The sequence below is a fragment of the Micromonospora kangleipakensis genome, assembly GCF_004217615.1.
Classification (GTDB): domain Bacteria; phylum Actinomycetota; class Actinomycetes; order Mycobacteriales; family Micromonosporaceae; genus Micromonospora; species Micromonospora kangleipakensis.
In genome coordinates, this window is record NZ_SHLD01000001.1 from 3973049 (window position 1) to 3991312 (window position 18264).

The window sequence follows — 18264 nt, forward strand, 5'->3', positions numbered from 1 at the left end:
CCACGCCCGGTCCTGCCGCAGCGCGCGGGTCCGTTCGCGATCGACGCGCCAACGGGGCTGGCGTCGCTCGCCGACGGCCGTACGCCGGTCGGCGCCAGCGGGGTCCGAGAATGCGGGAACTCCAGATCAGGAGGCGTGACGTGCAGGAGATCGTGGGCGAGAGCCTGGCCCGGCGACTGGTGGAGTGGGGCATCGACACCGTCTTCGGGCTGCCCGGTGACGGCATCAACGGGCTGATGGAGGGTTTCCGCCGGCAGCGGGAGAAGCTGAAATTCGTGCTGGTGCATCACGAGGAGGCGGCTGCCTTCATGGCCACCGGCTACGCCAAGGCCACCGGCCGGCTCGGCGTCTGCTGCGCCACCTCCGGTCCGGGAGCCATCCACCTGCTCAACGGCCTGTACGACGCCAAGCTGGACCACGTGCCGGTGCTGGCCCTCACCGGCATGCAGGAGACCTCGGTGTTGGGCTCGCACTACCAGCAGGAGGTGCACACCGAGCTGCTCTACCAGGACGTGGCGGCCTACAACCTGATGGTGACCAACCCGCTGCAGATCCCGGGGGTGGTCGACATCGCCATCCGCCACGCCCTGGCCATGCGGACCGTCGCGCATCTGACCTTCCCGAACGACGTGCAGGTCGCCGCGGCCGGTGAGGACCCGTACCGGCACGTCAGCCCGGGGGAGCCGCCGATGAGCAGCACGGTGGTGTCGCAGCCGCCGGTGCCGGCGGCGCAGGCCGACCTGGCGCGCGCGGCGGAGGTGCTCAACGCCGGGAGGAAGGTCGCCATGCTGGTCGGCGTGGGCGCCCGGCACGCGCGGGACGAGGTGCTGGCGGTGGCCGAGGCGCTGGCCAGCCCGATCGTCAAGACGCTGCCCGCCAAGATGGTGGTGCCGGACGACCACCCACTCACCACCGGCGGCCTCGGCCTGCTCGGCACCAGGCCGAGCGAGGAGCTGATGGAGGAGTGCGACACCCTGCTGATGGTCGGCACCTCCTTCCCGTACGGGAAGTACCTGCCGTCCCCGGGGCAGGCGCGGGTGGTCCAGATCGACATCGACGCCAGCCTGATCGGCATGCGGCTGCCGGTGGACGCGGCGGTCACCGCCGACGCCCGGCTCGCGCTGCAGCAGCTGCTGCCGCTGCTCACGGCCCGCACCGACCGGTCGTTCCTCACGAAGTACCAGCAGGAGCGGGACAAGTGGCGCTCGGACATGATCGCGTTGCAGGACCCGAGCCGGGACCCGATCGCCCCGCAGTACCTGATCAGCTGTGTGGACGAGGCGGCCACCTCGGACGCCATCCTGACCTGCGACTCCGGCACCATCGCCACCTGGGCGGCCCGGCACTGGGCGATCCGCGGCGGCCGGGAGTTCTACCTCTCCGGCAATCTCGCGACGATGGCGCCCGGGCTGCCGTACGCGATCGCAATGCAGCACGCGTACCCGGGCCGGCAGGTGATCGCGTTCGTCGGGGACGGCGGGTTCGCCATGCTGATGGCCGAGTTCCTCACCGCCGTGCGGCACAACCTGCCGATCAAGGTGGTCGTCAACAACAACCACTCGTTCGGCCAGATCCTCTGGGAGCAGATCGTCCTCGGCTACCCCGAGTACGCGGTACGGCACCGGCAGCCGGAGGCGGACTTCGCCGCCTGGGCGCGGGCCTGCGGCGGGTACGGCGCCAAGGTCACCGACCCGAAGGCGCTGCCCGGGGCGATCCGGGAGGCCCTCGCGCATCCCGGCGCGGCGCTCGTCGACTGCGACGTCAACCCGAACGAGCCGCCGATGCCCGGCAAGGTGAAGTACGACCAGGCGAAGTACTTCACCGAGGCGTTCCTGCGTGGGCAGCCGCACAAGGCGGCCACCCTGGCGACCGTGGCCCGCGACAAGATCAACGAGCTGCGGTCATGAGCGAGCGAACCAGCGTGGTGTCCCTGCCGGAGCCGGTGCTGCGCCCGCCCGAACCGGCCGAGGGCATCGACCTGGCCGCGCTCGCCGCGGACCTGCGGGCCGAGGTGGACGGGGAGGTGCGCTTCGACGCCGGCTCCCGGGCGGCGTACGCCACCGGTGGCTCCAACTACCGCGAGGTGCCGCTCGGCCTGGTGGTGCCACGTACCGTCGACGCGGCGGTGGCCGCCGTCGCCACCTGCCGCCGGTACGGGGCGCCGGTGCTCTCCCGGGGAGGCGGTACCAGCCTGGGTGGGCAGGTCACCAACGTGGCGGTGATCATCGACTGGTCGAAGTACTGCGACAGGTTGCTGGAGGTCGACCGGGAGGCGCGTACCTGCCTGGTCGAGCCGGGCATCGTGCTCGACACGCTCAACGACCTGCTGGCACCGGAGGGACTGGAGTTCGTCCCACGGCCGTCCACCCACAGGCACTGCACGGTCGGCGGGATGATCGGCAACAACTCGTGTGGATCGTCCGCGCAGCGCGGCGGCAAGGTGGTCGACAACATCGTCGACCTGGAGGTGCTGCTCTATGACGGCACCCGGATGTGGGTCGGCGAGACCACCGAGGAGCGGTACGCCGAGATCCAGCAGCGCGGTGGCCGCCAGGCCGAGATCTATCGCCAGTTGCGGACGCTGCGGGACGAGTACCTGGCGGAGATCCGCGCCCGCTATCCGGACATCCCGCGCCGGGTGTCCGGCTACAACCTGGACAGCCTGCTGCCGGAGAAGAACTTTCACGTGGCGCAGGCATTGATCGGTTCCGAGGGCACCCTCGTCACCGTGCTGCGGGCGCGGCTGAAGCTGCTGCCGGTGATCCGGGCCAAGTCGCTCGTGCTCCTGTCCTACCCGGACATCGGCGCCGCGGCCGACGACGTACCCCGGATCCTGCCGCACGACCCGGTCGCGATCGAGGGCATCGACGACAAACTGATCAACTTCGAGAAGCGCAAGCACCTGCATCCGGAGGCCCTGCACAAGCTGCCGGAGCGCGGCGCCTGGCTGATGGTGCAGATGGGCGGCGACACCATCGAGGAGGCGGACGCCGCCGTCGAGCGGATGGTGACCGCGCTGCGCGGCGACGGCGCCCCCGGCGTGCGCCGGTTCGACGACGAGGCCGACGAGGAGCAGATGTGGCTGGTGCGCGAGTCCGGGCTCGGTGCCACCGCGCGCGTACGGGATGAGCCCGACACCTGGGAGGGCTGGGAGGACTCGGCGGTCGCCCCGGACCGGCTGGGCGACTACCTGCGGGACCTCGACCGCCTGTTCCGGGAGTACGACTTCGATCAGGCGTCGCTCTACGGCCACTTCGGGCAGGGCTGCGTACACACCAGGATCCCGTTCCGGCTGACGACCGCGGACGGGGTACGCCAGTTCCGCTCGTTCGTGGAGCGGGCCGCCGACCTGGTGGTGTCCTACGGTGGCTCCTTCTCGGGCGAGCACGGCGACGGGCAGGCCCGCGGCGAACTGTTGGTGAAGATGTTCGGCGACCGGCTGATCCGCGCGTTCGGGCAGTTCAAGGCGATCTTCGACCCGGACGACCGGATGAATCCGGGCAAGAAGGTCGCCCCCTACCCGCTGGACAGCCACCTCCGACTCGGCGTCGACTTCAACCACGGCGAGGTGGAAACCCAGTTCCGCTACCCCGACGACTCCGGCAGCTTCGGTCGGGCCGTGCTGCGCTGCGTCGGGGTCGGCGACTGCCGGCGGCAACACGGCGGGGTGATGTGCCCGTCCTACATGGTCACCCGGGAGGAGGAGCACTCCACCCGGGGCCGGGCCCGGTTGCTCTTCGAGATGCTCGACGGCACGGCTCGGGGCGGCACCATCGGTGACGGTTGGCGGTCCGAGGCCGTTCGGGACGCCCTCGACCTCTGCCTGGCCTGCAAGGGCTGCAAGGCGGACTGCCCGGTCAACGTGGACATGGCGACGTACAAGGCGGAGTTCCTGTCCCACCACTACCAGGGTCGGTTGCGGCCCCGGGCGCACTACTCGATGGGCTGGCTGCCCGCGGCGGCGGTGGCGGCCGGGCTGGCGCCCCGGATGGTCAACGCACTGACCCAGGCCCCCGGGCTGAACCAGCTGGCCAAGTTCGTGGGCGGAATCGACCGGCACCGGGAGATCCCGGTCTTCGCCCCGGAATCCTTCCAGCGGTGGTTCGCCGACCGCACGCCGGGCGGGGACGGTTCGCGCGGCGAGGTGCTGCTGTGGCCCGACACCTTCACCAACCACTTCCACCCTGGCGTCGCGCAGGCGGCGGTGGAGGTGCTGGAGGCGGCCGGCTGGCGGGTGCGGGTGCCGGAACAGCCGGTCTGCTGCGGGCTGACCTGGATCTCCACCGGGCAGCTCGGCATCGCCAGGAAGGTGCTGCGGCGGACCATCGAGGTGCTGCGACCGCACCTGCGCGCCGGCACCCGGATGGTGGGTCTCGAACCCTCCTGCACGGCCGTGTTCCGCAGCGACGCCCACGAGCTGTTCCCCGCCGACGAGGACGTCACCCGGCTGCGCGAGCAGACGGTCACCCTGGCCGAACTGCTGCACGACCACAGCCCGCAGTGGCGCGCGCCGTCGCTGCCGGCGCACGCCCTGATCCAGACCCACTGCCACCACCATGCGATCCTCGGTACCGCCGCCGATCAGGCGGTGCTGCGGGACGCCGGGGTGCGGGCCGAGTTCCTCGACTCCGGCTGCTGCGGCCTGGCCGGCAACTTCGGCTTCGAGCAGGGGCACTACGAGGTCTCCGAGGCGTGCGCCGAGCGGGTACTGCTGCCAGCCCTGCGGGACGCCGCCGACACCGACGTCATCCTCGCCGATGGGTTCAGCTGCCGTACCCAGGTCGAGCAGGGCGCCTCCGGCGGCCGGACGGCCATCCACCTCGCCGAGCTGCTCCGCGCCGGCCTGCACTCCGACGAGGTGCCGACCCGGCCTGAACGCCGGTGGGCGAAGCGCCCGGCCCGGCCGTCCCTGGCCGCGAGGTTGCTCGCCGCCGGGGTGGTCGGCCTGGTCGCGCTCGGCCCGGTGGTCGCGCTCGCCGCGCGGGCCGCCCGGAAGGCGCGGTGACCGGTGGTGCGCCTGACCGCGGCGGCGTACCAGGTGCCGACCGACGCGCCCGAGGGCGACGGCACCCTCGCCTGGGACAGCACCACCCTGGTTCTGGTCCGGGCCGAGGCCGACGGACAGGTCGGAATTGGCTGGACCTACGGGCCGACCGCGGTGGTTCCGGTCGTGACCGACCTGCTCGCCCCGGTGGTCGCCGAGCTCGAACCGGACGACGTGCCGGCCGTGTGGTCGGCCATGCAACGACGGCTGCGCAACGCCGGCCGGCCCGGGGTCGCCGGGCTGGCGCTCTCCGCCGCCGACTGCGCGGTCTGGGACCTGAAGGCCCGCCGGCACGGGCTGCCGCTGGCCCGGCTGCTCGGCACCGCCCGCCGCCAGGTGCCGGTGTACGGCAGCGGCGGGTTCACCACCTACGACGCGCAGCGGCGGCACCGGGAGTTGTCCGAGTGGGTGCACGACGAGGGCATCCCTCGAGTGAAGATCAAGATCGGTGAGTCGTGGGGGAGTGAGGTATCCCGCGACCTCGCCCGGATGGCCGCCGCCCGGCGCGCCATCGGCGACGCCGAGCTGTACGTCGACGCCAACGGCGCCTACCAGCGGAAGCAGGCTGTCCGGGTGATGCGGTCCGCCGCCGACCTCGACGTGCGCTGGTACGAGGAGCCGGTCAGCTCCGACGACCTGCCAGGGCTGGGACTGGTCCGCGACCGGGTGCTGCCCGACGTGGCGGCGGGGGAGTACGGCTACGACCTGGCCTACTTCCACCGGATGGCGCCATACGTCGACTGCCTCCAGATCGACGTCACCCGGTGCGGCGGGATCAGCGAGTTCCTCCGCGCCGCCGCGGTGGCCGCCGCCGCGGGGCTGGAGGTGTCCGCGCACTGTGCGCCGCACCAGCACCTGCCGGTCGCCGCCGCCGTGCCGAACCTGCGGCACGTGGAGTGGTTCCACGACCACGTGCGCATCGAGTCGACGCTGTTCGACGGCGCGGTCGGGGCGACCGGCGGCGTCGCTTCGGTGAACCTCGACGCCCCGGGCATCGGGCTCGATCTGCGGACCGCGCAGGCCGACCCGTACCGGGTGGCCTGACGTGGGGTCGGGACGGCCGACCGGTCGGCGGTCGGCGGCCGGCCGAGAGGGAAGGGAGGAGACGGATGAGAGTCCAGGAGGTGCACCACCTGACCCGGCGGGTCCTGGTGGTGGTCTGCGACAAGGGCGAGGAGGCGGTGGCCACCATCGGCCGGGCCCTGACCGCCCAGGGCGTACGGTCCGGCCAGGTGACCGCCGTCGGCGGGTTCTCCGGCGGCGAGGTCGGCTACTTCGACCGGGACCGGGGCGACTACCTCCGGATCCCGATCGGCGGGCAGGTTGAGGTGCTGTCGCTGCTCGGTGACGTGGCCGAGCGGGACGGCGAGCCGGTGCTGCACGTGCACACGGTGCTCGGTCGACCCGACGGCAGCACCCTCGGCGGGCATCTGCTGTGCGGTGAGGTGTGGCCCACCCTGGAGGTCGTCATCACCGAGGTCGCGCCCGAACTGGCCAAGCGGGTGGACCCGGAGACCGGCCTCGCCCTGATCGCCGCCGCCCCGCCGCGCTGACCGGCGGCGGGCTCGCCGGCCGGCAGATCGTCCGGGCCGATCCACCGCAACTGCTCACCCTCCTCACATTCAGGCAGAACGATTCTCAGGTCCACCCGACACCATCCGTCAGGAGTTCCCACCAGCGGTGCGGTAGCGCTCGACCTCCGACCACACGGACGACATCCGGGCGAGACAGCGGTCGAACACCCGGGCATGTTCGAGGTACGCGGCACGGTCGGGCCCCGGGTGCACGCACAGGTCGTCCTCGTCGTTGACGGTCCACGGCGGCACGCCGTGGCCGAGGGCGCCGGGCAGCAGGGAGGCGACTCCTCGGGCTCCCAGCTCGCTCGTGAGCTGCCGCCGGACAGGACGCCCGAGCACGTCGGCGAAGATCTGCGCCCACACCGTCGGCCGCGCGCCTCCGCCGGCCAGCCGCCAGGGGCGGTCCCCGACATCCGCGCCGCTGGCCAGCACCCGGTCGAGCTGCACCCGGGGGTACTGCGCGACTCCCTCGATGACCGCCCGGGTGAGGTGCCCGCGGCGGTGGTTGCTGGAGATACCGAGGAAGGTGCCGGATGCCGACGGATGTTCGGGTGCCCGGTTGACGAAGGGCAGAAACAGCAGAGGGGGAGTCGCCAGTGCCGTTGGCTAGCGCGACTGGGCGGTCGGTGTCGCGACGAGTCCGGTGCAGGCGCGTAGGTTCGCGTACTCGCGGGAGATTCGGGCCGCGTCCTCCCCATCGGCGAGTTGGGGCTGGCCGGTGCGCCGAGAGATCAGCGCCGGCACGAACTCGGTCTTCACGGTCGCCGATCCGTGCAGGATCACCCGCAGCACGCCCGTGTCGTTGCTGTAGGCGTCGTCCCGCCACCACAGGAAGTTGCCCAGTCCGTACTGGACGAAGGTCCTGCCCATCCAGCCCTCGCCGAGCAGCAGATGGGCGTGGGTGCCGACAACGATGGTGGCGCCGGCCTCGGCCATCGCACGGGCGAACTCACGCGCCTCGGCTGGTGGGCACGATTCGCCCTCCATGCCCCAGTGGACGTACACGACGATCACGTCGGCGTGCTGCCGGGCGGCCTGCACCGCCGCGACCGCACGGCCGAGGTCGCGCGTCATCGCGATGCCGGCCTGGGTGTCCGTGGCCTTCCATGACGACCACAGCTCGGAGACCTGGCTGAAGGCGAGAAACGCCACTGTCGTACCGCGTATCTCGGTGATCCACGGCGCGTACGCCGCCGCCGCGTTGACGCCTGCCCCGACAGCCGGGACCCCGCTGGCCTTGGCCGCGTCCAGGGTGTCGCTCAGCCCCACCCGCCCGTAGTCCAGGGTGTGATTGTTCGCGATCGACACGACGTCCACGCCGGCCGCCTTCACCGCGTCGTACGCGTTCGCCGGCGCACGGAAGTGGAACTCCTTCGGCTCCGGGGTGCCCCGTGTGGTGACCGCGGTCTCCAGGTTGACCATCGCGAGGTCTGCGGTGGACAGCGTGGACGAGATCGGCCCGAAAGCGGTTGCTGGGTTGCCCAGCAAGCCAGCCGTTCGGCCGGCGAAGTGCACGTCGCCCGCGAAGGCCAACGTGATCTCGGCGGGTCCAGCCTGCGACGGGGACGCCGCCACCGAGGCGGATCGGGCGGGTGTACCGGCCTTCGGGGCCGGTGCGGTATCGCATGCAGCCAGGGTCAGGGTCGCCGCCACCGCGACTAGGGATCGTGCCCATTTCACTTGCGGCAGCTTACGGCGGAAGCGGCTGACGCTCGGCCTACTTGGGCAGAACAGGTCGAGCGGACCTGTCGTGCATGACTGGACCTGGTGCGGTGTCCACTGACGTTCACCGGGTGTGTCCGGTGGGCGTTGTGGATCCTCGCCGCAGCAGGCGAGCCGATCCCGCAACGCGCGGCGCCTGGCCGGGTGACCTGCCGCGGCAGGCGCGGCGGTCAGCCGATCAGCTCGCCGAGCGCATCGGCGAACGCCTCGTGGTGGCGCGCCACGTCATCGGTGGTGGTCTGCGGGCACATCAGGGCCATGTTGTGGAACGGAATCAGCAGGATGCCCCGGTTGGCCAGGTAAGCGTGCAGGTAATCCTCGAGGTCGGCATCTGCGTGCGCCGCCGACTCTCCGCCGGTGCGCGGGGCGGGGGAGACGAACCGGTACTCCACCCGCGCGCCGAGCTGGTTGACCGACCAGGGCAGGCCGTACTCGTCAATGATCTTCTGGGTGCCGGTGGCGAAGTCGGTGGCTACCTCGATCATCCCGGCGAACGCCGCGTCGGTGAGCACCTGCTCCAGGGTGGCCCGGGTGGCGGTCAACGACAGCGGGTTCCCCGCCAGGGTCCCGCCGACGCCACCCATGTCGACCAGGTCGAGGTCGGTGCGCCCGCTCAGCGCTGCCGACACCGCCGCGGACAGCCCGTACGCCCCGACGGGGATCCCGCCGCCGATCGCCTTGCCGATGGTGACGACGTCGGGATCCAGGCCCCACGCGGCGGTCGCGCCACCCGGGCCGGCCGAGAAGGTGTGGGTCTCGTCGTTGATGAGGTAGGTGCCGTGCTCACGGGTCAGCTCCCGGACACCGGCCAGGTACCCCGGCTCGGGCAGGACGATGCCGATGTTGGTCAGCGCCGGTTCCATCAGCACGACGGCGACATCGCCGTGGGCAAGTTCCCGAGCCAGTCCCTCGAGGTCGTTGAACTCCGCCACCCGGCTGGTCTGGGTCACGTCGTAGGGCGCGCCGACGTTCCCCTCGCGGCTGCGCGCCTGCCCGTCGGGTCCGACCACGATGAGCGACTCGTCGACCGACCCGTGATAGCAGTAGCTGTTGACCAGGATCCGCGGTCGTCCGGTGACGGCCCGCAGCAGCCGGATCGCCCACCGGTTGGCGTCGGTGGCGGTGAGGGTGAAGCTCCAGTGCGGCAGCCCGAAGCGCCGGGCCAGCTCGGCGCCGACGGCGGCGGCCTCCTCGGTGGGCAGCATCGTGCTCGCGCCGCCCAACTCGGCCAGGCGCCGCGTGACGGCCTCGACCACCGGCGCCGGGGAGTGCCCCGCCATCGCGGCCGTGTCACCGAGGCAGAAATCGATGTACTCGTGCCCGTCAATGTCGCTCACCCGTGCGCCGCGGGCCCGGTCGAGGTGAATGGGAAAGCCGGCCGCGCTCTTGTTCATCCAGGTCATCGGGACCCGGCCGAAGAGGTGGTCGGCCCGGGCGTACGCGGCGGCCGAGCGGGGGTGCCGGTCTTCGAATGTCGCCCGCTCGCGGGCCAGCAGCGCGGTGAGGCGAGTGCGGTCGAGCATCCTGTGACTCCTGAATCCGTCGGCGGAGCCTCACGCTACCAACGATTACGTCGGTTAACCATGGCTGAGACGACCGAATCAGTGGCCCGCCGGGTAGCTGCGGTGGACTGTGGTGGCGGAGCGGGGCGCCGCCGCTCACGCGCGCCCCGCGAGGTCGCCGCATCGTGCCCGGAGGGCGGCAGCAGGGAGTCGGCGAGTTCCGCGATCACCTCAGCGTGGCAGCGTTCCGGTACGCACCAGCAGCCGAGTCTGCGCCCGCGCAGGTCGGGGCGGAGGGCGAGGAGCTCGGCCGGCCGCGATACATGGCGCGCCCGACGTAGACCACGTCGGCGTACGCCGGGTCATCGCGGTGGCCCTTCAGGTTGACGACCGTGGTTGCCTGCACGACCTGGCTCCTCCCTTACGTCATGCGCCACCCTGTTCAGTCGCGGTCGCTGTCATCGAGGATCAGGTGAGGCACGCCGTCGACGTCGCTTGCGATGTGGTGAGCCGACAGTATTTCCGGACCGCGGGCACCCGCCATGTCCCGTCTCAGGACCTGTACCCGGTGCTGATCCAGATCGCCCGCACCCCGGTCGCCGGCCTGCGCGGCGTCTGCCCCGCCGAAGCAGGGGTGGGGCACCGTCGACGCTCGGGCCGCCGTGCCGCGCCCCGCACCTGACGCCGACCGGAACGTCCCGGCCGCGACCACGTGTGAAGCCCCAGTCCCGGAACAGCATCCTGAGCTGGGCTTCTTCCTGCGCCGCGCTGATTCCAGGTGGTCCCCGATGGCACGCGACGCAGGCGAGATGCCTCAGGGGGTGGCTGGTGGACAGAGGGGCCGCTCCGCCAGTGGCAGCCGTGGGGGGTCCACGCAAGGCTTGACCGGAGGGGGATCCGGCAACGGTCGCCCGGTGGGCGGGGCCGGTCCCGTGGTCGGATCCGTGGTTGCGGGTGGTGTCGTGGTCGGGGCCGGACCGGTGGTCGGAGCAGGACTTGTGGTCGGGGCCAGCCCGGTGGTCGGGGCCGGACGGGCGGCCGGAACCGTGGCCGCGACCAACGATGCGGCGGAGGTGGCCCAACTCGTCGGACGTTGACGTGGGATCGGTCCGGCTACGCCCGGAGCGCCACCGCCAGGCGGAGTTGCCGGCGCACCCGTCAGCGACGCGGCCGTACCGCTGTCCGGAGTCACCGGCTTGTCGGGGCTCCCCGGGGCGCTGGCGCCGATGGCGTGCGGCGCGCCGGTGGTGGTGTCGATGCCGCCTGCGCCTGCGTCTGCCGGGTACGGCAGGCCGGGGTGCTCCGCCCCGAACGTGCCGGCAGGCAGCGTCGCGAATGTCAACGCGACGACCGCGGCGACGACGGCCGCCCGACGATCGGGACGCAGCGCGGTCAGCGGGGCATGGTCCGGCTCGGCCGGTGGCGGTGGCGCCGGCCGAGCGCGCTGGTGGGCGTCGCGCAGGGCGTCGACCTGCGCGGCGACGGCGGTGCGTTGCCCGGTGGCGGTGGCGAAGGCGAGGGTGAGGTAGAAGCGGAAGTTCACGGTCGCGGCGATCGGCACCAGCAGCCCGGTGAGCCGACTCCCGTCGGTGGTGTGCAGCAGGGTGATGGGGACGTCGGGGTGGTGCGCGGGCCCCACCATGTCCGCGTATGGCCACTCCCGCCGGTTTTCCCGCCCGGAGAAGGCCACCCGGCGGTTGGTCACGACGGCCATGCCGGCGTCGACGACCCGCAGGCCCCTCGGCAGGGCGCGGGGCGCATCGATGCTGGTCGCGGCGACGGTCAGCCCCGGCGTGGGTAGTCCGGAGAAGTGCCGTGCCTCGGCCTCGACCAGTTCCGCCGCCGGCAGCACCCGGTAGACGACCTCGTCGTCGTCGAGGTCCACCGGCAGGCCGGTACGCGGCTGCGTGTACCCGCGGAACCCGGCGGCCTCGAGCTGCAGTCGGACCAGTTGGTCGTTGCGTCGGTGCCAGGCCGCGGTCCTGGCGTCGTGCGCGTGGCGTCGGCGGTCGTTCTCGCGTTCCGCCCAGGTGATGCGCCATCGGGGCAGCGCCGCCGACGGGATCGTGTCGATGGCGGGTGATTTCGCCGTCACGCCCGGTACAACCGCTCGCGCGCCATCCAGGAAACGCGTCGGGATCGATGCTTCCCTTTGTTTGCGATAGGAGAAGATTGAGCCGCGCCGGGGCGTCGGTCGAGACGGTAAGCGCCGACGGGCAGACCCACCAAGCGGTTGGCACCGCATGCACGGCGGCAGCGACGCTTGGGAGAGCTCGACGAGGAGCATGGCGGTCGCGTTGTCACGCTGACGTGGCGGAGTGGACCAGCAACGCTCCGGAGACCACTTACAAAGACCGAGGTGGTCAAGCTGCAGCCCTTATAGGGCCAGCGGCTGCCCACTGGCGCCGTAGATGGTTCCAGCGGTCATCGGCCGAGGTGGGCTGATCGACATCCGTCCCTGCGTCACGGTGTCGAGGCGCCCTCGGCCATCCCATGTCCTGGAACGCAGATCTCACTCGCAACGCCTTGACCAGCGCTTCCTGCTCGGTGACCTCTTCGGAGGGCCTGAAGGCCTCAGCGTCCGTGGGTCTCGCTGGTCAGCCGGGGGACGTCCTCATCTGTAGCCGAGATGAGGACGTTCGATCAAGCAGCACGCCGTACCGCATCGCCTGTGCTTCGCCCAGTCAGTGTGGTGTAGGCGTGACGTATCGGGCTGGCAACCGTGGCGTGTTCCGTCTCGAATGGTTCCGGCCTGATCAGGCGTTGATAGGTGGTGGGGCCGCATGCGGCGCCGGCGGCGTTTGTCCTGGTCGGGAACATCAGGCGGTTGCGGCCGAGGCGGTTGCTTCAACGCGCGGCGGGGGGCTCGGCAGGCGGGTCAGCGTGGACACCAGGCAGAGCATCGGTACCAGCGTCGTCAGTGTCCACATGAGACCGACGAGTTCGGCGGCCGCGCTGATGAGTGCGGGGCCGAGCAGGATTCCCGCATAGGTGAACGTGGTGAACCGCGCGACGAAGGTTGCGGTCCGCTGGCCGCCGGCCTGCCCGACCGCACTGAACGTCAACGGGAGCAATACGGAGCTGCCGAGCCCGACGACGAGGAACCCGGCGACCGCGGTGGCGGGGCGCGGTGCTGTCACGGCGATGGCGAGCCCGGCCGCGGCTACGAGTCCGCCAGTGCGGAACACCGGCTGGCGGCCGTACCGGGAAGTGAGCCGGTCGCCGACCAGCCGCCCGCCGGTCTGCCCGGCGGCGTACGCGGTGACGGTGCCCGCGGCGATGCTCAGGGACGCACCGCGGATGTCGTGCAGGAAGACCGCGCCCCAGCTGAGGACGGCGCCCTCGCAGACCATGAGGGCGGTACCGGTCAACCCCAGGGCCACGACGGTCCGGCTCCAGCCGGCCCGCCAATCGACGCGCCCGCGTACCGCGCGCCGGCCGTGGCGCCGGTCCACGCTCGCAGGTAGCAGGAACGGGCCGAGCGCCACCCCGCCGATGAGCAACGCGATCGCGGTGCCCGTCAGGTGTACGGTCAGGGAGACGCCGGCGTGCGCGAGGCCAGCCGTAATGAGCGAGGCGAGGACCGCGCTGACACTCCACGCGCCGTGGCAGCCGTTGAGGATGGGCCGGCCGGCGCGGCGCTCGGCAGCGACCGCGTGGGCGTTCATCGCCGCATCCGTCGTGCCGTGTACCGCGCCGAGGACGGTGAGGACAGCGGCCAGGGCTGCGACGCCGTGGACCCAGCCGATGAGCGCGAGCAGTACCGGCATCACGGCAAGGGACACGCGCAGCACGGGGCGGCTGCCGACCCGGGCGACCAGCGTACCGACGGCCTGCATGCTGGCGAGCGCGGCGACGGCGAACAGCACGCCGAGCACGCCGAGCTGACCGTCGGTCAGGTGGTACACCACCTTCGTCGTCGGTATCCGCACGATGTAGGTCGACAGCGTCAGTCCATTGAGGAAGAAGACGGCGGTCGCGGGCCAGCGGCCGGTTGTGGTTGTCATGCCCGGTCGACGATCCGCCCTGGCCGGTCTTCGACCCGCATGAGCTATGTCACAGCTCGTCGTGGCGGCGGCGCAGGAAGCGCCGCTCCACCTCCGTCGGCGCGAGCGCGATGGCCTGCTCGTACGCTGTCGCCGCCTCCGCCCGCCGATCCAGCCGGCGCAGCAGGTCGGCGCGGGTGGCGGGCAGCAGATGGTACCCCTGGAGCCGACCGGACGCCGCAAGCGCATCGACCAGCCGCAGGCCCGCCTGCGGACCCTCGGCCATGGCGACCGCAGCCGCCCGGTTGAGCTGGACCACCGGCGATCCGGTCAGCCCGACGAGCTGCTCATACAGGCAGGCGATGCGCGGCCAGTCGGTATCCGCCGCCGTGGCCGCGGCGGCATGGCAGGCCGCGATAGCGGCTTGGAGCTGGTACGGCGTGGGGGTACCCGTGAGCAGCCCGCGACCTTCGCCGATCAGGGTGCGGTCCCAGCGGCTACGGTCCTGCTCGTCCAGCGGGACCAGGTCACCGTTTCGGTCCGTGCGCGCCGCCGCCCGGGCGTGCTGCAACAGCATGAGCGCGAGCAACCCGCGCACCTCGGTCTCCGTGGGCATCAGCCGCGCCAGCAGCCGGCCAAGCCGGATCGCTTCCCCGGCGAGCTCCCGGCGCCTGGAGTACCCCTCGTTGAACAGCAGATAGAGCACGCCCAGTACGCCGGTAAGACGCTCCGGCAGCAGATCCGCCGGCGGTACCCGGTACGGGATGCCCGCCTCACGAATCTTGCGTTTGGCGCGGACCACCCGCTGCGCCATCGTCGCGGTCGACGTCAGAAACGCCCGCGCGATCTCCTCGGTCGTCAGGCCAGCGACCGTCTGCAGGGTCAGCGCTACCCGCGCGTCCAGCGTCAGCGCAGGGTGGCAGCACGTGAAGATGAGGCGCAGCCGGTCGTCGGTCCACTCGTCGTCGCCCGCGTCCGGCGCCTCGGCAAGCTCCTGCAGCTTGGCCGCCTCGACATTCGCGCGGCGCAACCGATCGAGCGCACGGTTACGCGCCGTCGTGGTCAGCCACGCGCCGGGGCTCCGGGGTACACCGTCAGCGGGCCACCGCAACAATGCCGCCTCAAAGGCGTCCTGGACGCACTCCTCGGCCAGCTCCCAGTTACCGGTCCACCGGATGACGGTGGCCAGTACCCTCAGCCGCTCGGCACGGAAGGCCCTGGCCACCGCGTCCGGAGCATTCACGTCTCCCAGAACCGGCCTTCCCAGATCGGGCGCAGTTCAAGGGTCCCGAACTGCGCCGCCGGGTGCTTGGCCGCCACCTCCATCGCCTCGTCGAGGTCCGTGCAATCGAGGATGTCGAACCCGGCGATCTGCTCCTTGGTCTCCGCGAACGGCCCGTCCGCGACCAGTACCTCGCCGTTTCGCACCCGTACCGTCGTCGAGTCGCGGATCGGTCGCAACCGGTCGCCTGACTGCCGGACACCGCGGCGCTGCATCTCCTCGACCCACGCCGTCGGATCAGCGTTGCGCTCCTCGTCCTCGGCGACGCAGACCAGCATCACATACCGCACGCCTCCTCCTTCCGTCACATGTCTAGCAGGACGACGAACGGCAACACCCCGGTATCGACAGCCGCCCCCATCGTGTCTGCATCGGCCCGAAGGCCGAGACCGAGGCGTGGCGCCGACGATGTGGGTCATCAGGGTGTCACGTTGCCTGCTCCTGCGGCCGATCTCCGGTGGCCGCCACCGTACAGACCGCGGTGCCGCGAGACTCGTCACGGCGCAGCAAGATCATTTGATCTGTCGAGCGCCGAGACTGTCCGTGTCGCCTGCCCGCGGCGCTCGTCTACCGGGAGTGCGGTCCTCCGGACGACCGGTCCTGTTCGTTGCTCGTCAACGTGGGCTACCCGGCACGGGTTGCCGGTGGCGGTGCACGCCCATGGCGTACGGGGCATTGAGTATGCCGTCGCGGCGGGCGTCGACACGATCGAGCATTGCTCGTTCTTGACGGCTGACGGTGTGGACTCGCGCCCGGACGTGATTGACGCGATTGTTCGGGCCGGCATTGAGTTCCTCACGGGCGCAACGAAGCTACCCGGCCAACGTCATTCGGCCTCGGCGGATACGTCGATCGCCGCGGCGCCGACGATGGCCTTGTCACCGTCGTGCTGCACGTAGCCGACCACTGAGGCTTGTCGCGGATCAAGATCTGCCGGCGCCTCCAGTTCCACCCGTCCACGCCCGGTGTCCAGACCCAGCGAGGTGAAGGCGCGCACCACGTTGTCCTGCCGCAGCGTCCGCCCGGCGTTCTCACCCCGGGCGACTTCGCTTTCCAGGCCACGTTCCACGATCGCCACGTTCAACACCGCCCGCTCCGGCGGCCGCGCGGTCTGGTAGTCCACCACCACCCGCCCGTCACCCGTGCCCCCGGCGGCGTCCTCGACCGACAGTGTGAGCGGCGTGGTGGCTACCGCCGTCAGGGCGGACGCGATCGCGGTCGCCGCCCGTCGACGGTCGGAACCGACGAACTCGACGGTGCCGTTGACGACCATCTGCGGGGTGTACAAGTGCCCGGAGCCGAAGGCGCGCGCGTACGCCTGCTGCCGCGCGGTGTACGCCCCGTCGGCGAACCGGTCGGGCCAGCCCAGGTCGTCCCAGTAGTCGACGTGAAATCCGAGGGCGAAGACCGGCTGCCCCTGCTTCCGGGCGTCGCGCTCGATCTCGGTCAGCACTTCCTCCGCCGGAGGACAGCTCGAGCAGCCCTGGGAGGTGAACATTTCCACGACGGCGAAGCCGCCGCTCGCCGGCGCGACGTCCCGCGCCGGCAGCGGCGAATCTGGCGGGCGGGCACGATTCGACCCGGTGCGCGATGGGTCCGTCATGGCGCGTCTCCTCCGTCAGTGCTGCTGGCGGCTCTCCGATTCCCGTTACGGCCACGACCATGCCTGATCACCGTCGCCGCGGTGGCGGTTGGGCCGGCAGGCGGTCTCCCGTCATCCGGTCGCGTTGTGCGGCGCAGGGCCGCTTTTCCCTACATCCAGTACGGGACACCGTGCTGACCCGGTGCGGTTCGCCCCGGCGGGCTTTTCCAGGTAGTGCGGGTTGGACATGACGCCGAGGAGGCCTCCCTGGTTGCCGGGGCGGTTTCTGGACAGCTCCAGTCCACAACCGGAGGCCTTCGTCATCACGTCCATTACGTCGTGTTGTCCACACGACCTGGACCAACCTCCCTGGCCAGAACACCTAGCACCAAGCGGCGTCATCGAGCAGACCCGCGCCGGAGGCTGCCTCCCGGCGGTTATCGCTCAGTGGGCGTAGCGTGCAGGTCCAGCAGCCCGGCATCGACGACGGCGCGGCTGAGGGGGCGTGCCAGTTCCGCGAGCCGTGCGCAGCCGTCCTCGCCGAGCGCCCGGTAGGCCGGTTCGGCGAGGGCGTCGGTCCGCTCCTCGACCGACCGGCGCAGCTCCCGGCCGGCATCGGTGAGCGCGAGGTCCTCGGCGTCGACGCTGGCGGCGGCCAGCAGTCCGCGGGACCGCAGGCCGTCCACCGCCTCGGCCCACTCGTCCCTGGTCCAGCCGCGGCTGCTGCGCAGGAACCGCTCCGGCGCCTCGCCGGTCGCGGCGTGCAGCACGAGCGCGTCGAGACCGTTGACACCGGCTACCAGCAGCGCGTTCACGTGCCCGTCGCCGCGAAACTCGCGCAGCAGCGTCTGCGCGTGCCACAGCACGAGGTGTGGCTCGTCCGGCCACGGCAGTGCCGCGTGGGCGGCGAACAGCGGACGCCCGGGTAGGTGCTCGCACGCGGTCTCGGCCGCCCTCCGCGCCAGCCCGGCCGCCTCGGTGATGGCCGCCCCGGTCGGCGCTCCGCCCGGCAGGCCCGTGAAGGCCCGGCGCAGCGCCGCGTCCGCGGCGTCGAGGCGGGCGCGAAGCACGGCCGCCGGATCGGCTCGCTGCCACGCGGCGGGCAGTGCCGAGTACACCAGCGCGGGTTTGAAGTTGAAGAACGTCGCGATGACCGGCTCGGCCGGTACCGTGCCGAACGCGGCCGACCGTGACGCGAAGTAGCCCATCGGGCCGTCCAGGCCGAGCGCGGCATACCGTTGCCGCGCCTCGGGGGCGAAATAGATCATGGCGTGGATCGGCTCTGCGCGGCGCCACGCGGCGCGGGCGACCGCGGGGTCGAGCGGGGATCGCACCACTGCAACTCCTTCCGTTACTGCCGAACTGCCCTTCATCGGGTAGCGCTGGGCCACCTCGGCCTCGCGCTCCTCGTACAGTGCGGTGGCGACCTGGTCTTCACGACCGCCGGGGCGACTGCGTTGACCCGGATCGTCGCTGCCGGCTCGGTCGCCAGCTGGCGGGTCAGGGCAGGCGTCACGCGCCGGCGCGGTCGCTGCGGGAACGCGGCCACGACGCCGATGGTGGGCATCC

The 18264-nt window shown here is 71.6% G+C and carries 15 protein-coding genes; 4 read left to right on the forward strand and 11 right to left on the reverse strand.

Going from position 1 to position 18264, the window contains the following annotated elements; genetic code table 11:
* Positions 1 to 140 precede the first annotated feature (140 nt).
* From EV384_RS19110 to EV384_RS19125, 4 genes are all read left to right on the forward strand, one after another.
* Entirely contained in the window at positions 141 to 1907 is a 1767-nt protein-coding gene (locus EV384_RS19110; RefSeq protein ID WP_130335228.1) for a thiamine pyrophosphate-dependent enzyme, read from the forward strand.
* Positions 1904 to 5005 carry an FAD-binding and (Fe-S)-binding domain-containing protein gene (locus tag EV384_RS19115; RefSeq protein ID WP_130335230.1) on the forward strand — a complete coding sequence of 1034 codons (3102 nt, stop codon included), beginning with the start codon at positions 1904 to 1906 and terminating at the stop codon, positions 5003 to 5005. The genes EV384_RS19110 and EV384_RS19115 overlap by 4 nt, the downstream gene beginning before the upstream one ends.
* 6 nt (positions 5006 to 5011) lie before the next feature.
* Positions 5012 to 6088, forward strand: a complete 1077-nt coding sequence (locus tag EV384_RS19120; protein ID WP_242624155.1) for an enolase C-terminal domain-like protein — start codon at positions 5012 to 5014, stop codon at positions 6086 to 6088.
* A gap of 65 nt (positions 6089 to 6153) precedes the next feature.
* The gene (locus EV384_RS19125; RefSeq protein ID WP_130335234.1) at positions 6154 to 6597 is read left to right on the forward strand and encodes a PPC domain-containing DNA-binding protein; all 444 of its coding nucleotides are present in this window, start codon (positions 6154 to 6156) and stop codon (positions 6595 to 6597) included.
* 108 nt (positions 6598 to 6705) lie between these two features.
* Here the strand turns inward: EV384_RS19125 and EV384_RS19130 are convergent, their stop codons facing one another.
* From EV384_RS19130 to EV384_RS19180, 11 genes are all read right to left on the reverse strand, one after another.
* Positions 6706 to 7218 carry an FGGY-family carbohydrate kinase gene (locus tag EV384_RS19130; protein WP_207232629.1) on the reverse strand — a complete coding sequence of 171 codons (513 nt, stop codon included), beginning with the start codon at positions 7216 to 7218 and terminating at the stop codon, positions 6706 to 6708.
* A 9-nt stretch (positions 7219 to 7227) separates the two neighbouring features.
* Complete coding sequence (locus tag EV384_RS19135; protein WP_165439982.1) at positions 7228 to 8196, reverse strand: CapA family protein; 969 nt, start codon at positions 8194 to 8196, stop codon at positions 7228 to 7230.
* Positions 8197 to 8513: 317 nt separating this feature from the next.
* Positions 8514 to 9866: a transaminase gene (locus EV384_RS19140; RefSeq protein ID WP_130335238.1), complete on the reverse strand. Its 1353-nt coding sequence runs from the start codon at positions 9864 to 9866 to the stop codon at positions 8514 to 8516.
* 35 nt (positions 9867 to 9901) lie between these two features.
* Positions 9902 to 10129, reverse strand: coding sequence for a DUF4326 domain-containing protein (locus tag EV384_RS37315; RefSeq protein WP_423202968.1), 228 nt, complete (start codon positions 10127 to 10129; stop codon positions 9902 to 9904).
* Positions 10072 to 10251: a hypothetical protein gene (locus tag EV384_RS36115; RefSeq protein ID WP_242624156.1), complete on the reverse strand. Its 180-nt coding sequence runs from the start codon at positions 10249 to 10251 to the stop codon at positions 10072 to 10074. The genes EV384_RS37315 and EV384_RS36115 overlap by 58 nt, the downstream gene beginning before the upstream one ends.
* 408 nt (positions 10252 to 10659) lie before the next feature.
* Positions 10660 to 11940 (reverse strand): hypothetical protein, encoded by a 1281-nt coding sequence (locus EV384_RS34915; protein WP_165439983.1) that lies wholly within the window; start codon positions 11938 to 11940, stop codon positions 10660 to 10662.
* Between the two features lie 724 nt (positions 11941 to 12664).
* On the reverse strand, positions 12665 to 13852 hold the full coding sequence (locus EV384_RS19160) for an MFS transporter (RefSeq protein ID WP_130335241.1): 1188 nt from the start codon (positions 13850 to 13852) through the stop codon (positions 12665 to 12667).
* A gap of 49 nt (positions 13853 to 13901) precedes the next feature.
* The gene (locus tag EV384_RS19165; RefSeq protein ID WP_207232630.1) at positions 13902 to 15083 is read right to left on the reverse strand and encodes an RNA polymerase sigma factor; all 1182 of its coding nucleotides are present in this window, start codon (positions 15081 to 15083) and stop codon (positions 13902 to 13904) included.
* Entirely contained in the window at positions 15071 to 15403 is a 333-nt protein-coding gene (locus EV384_RS19170) for a YciI family protein (RefSeq protein ID WP_423202907.1), read from the reverse strand. Before EV384_RS19170 ends, EV384_RS19165 begins: the two co-directional genes overlap by 13 nt.
* A 536-nt stretch (positions 15404 to 15939) precedes the next feature.
* Entirely contained in the window at positions 15940 to 16716 is a 777-nt protein-coding gene (locus tag EV384_RS19175) for a DUF1223 domain-containing protein (RefSeq protein ID WP_130335245.1), read from the reverse strand.
* Between the two features lie 416 nt (positions 16717 to 17132).
* Positions 17133 to 18032: an SCO6745 family protein gene (locus EV384_RS19180; protein ID WP_242624157.1), complete on the reverse strand. Its 900-nt coding sequence runs from the start codon at positions 18030 to 18032 to the stop codon at positions 17133 to 17135.
* Between the last annotated feature and the right edge of the window lie 232 nt (positions 18033 to 18264).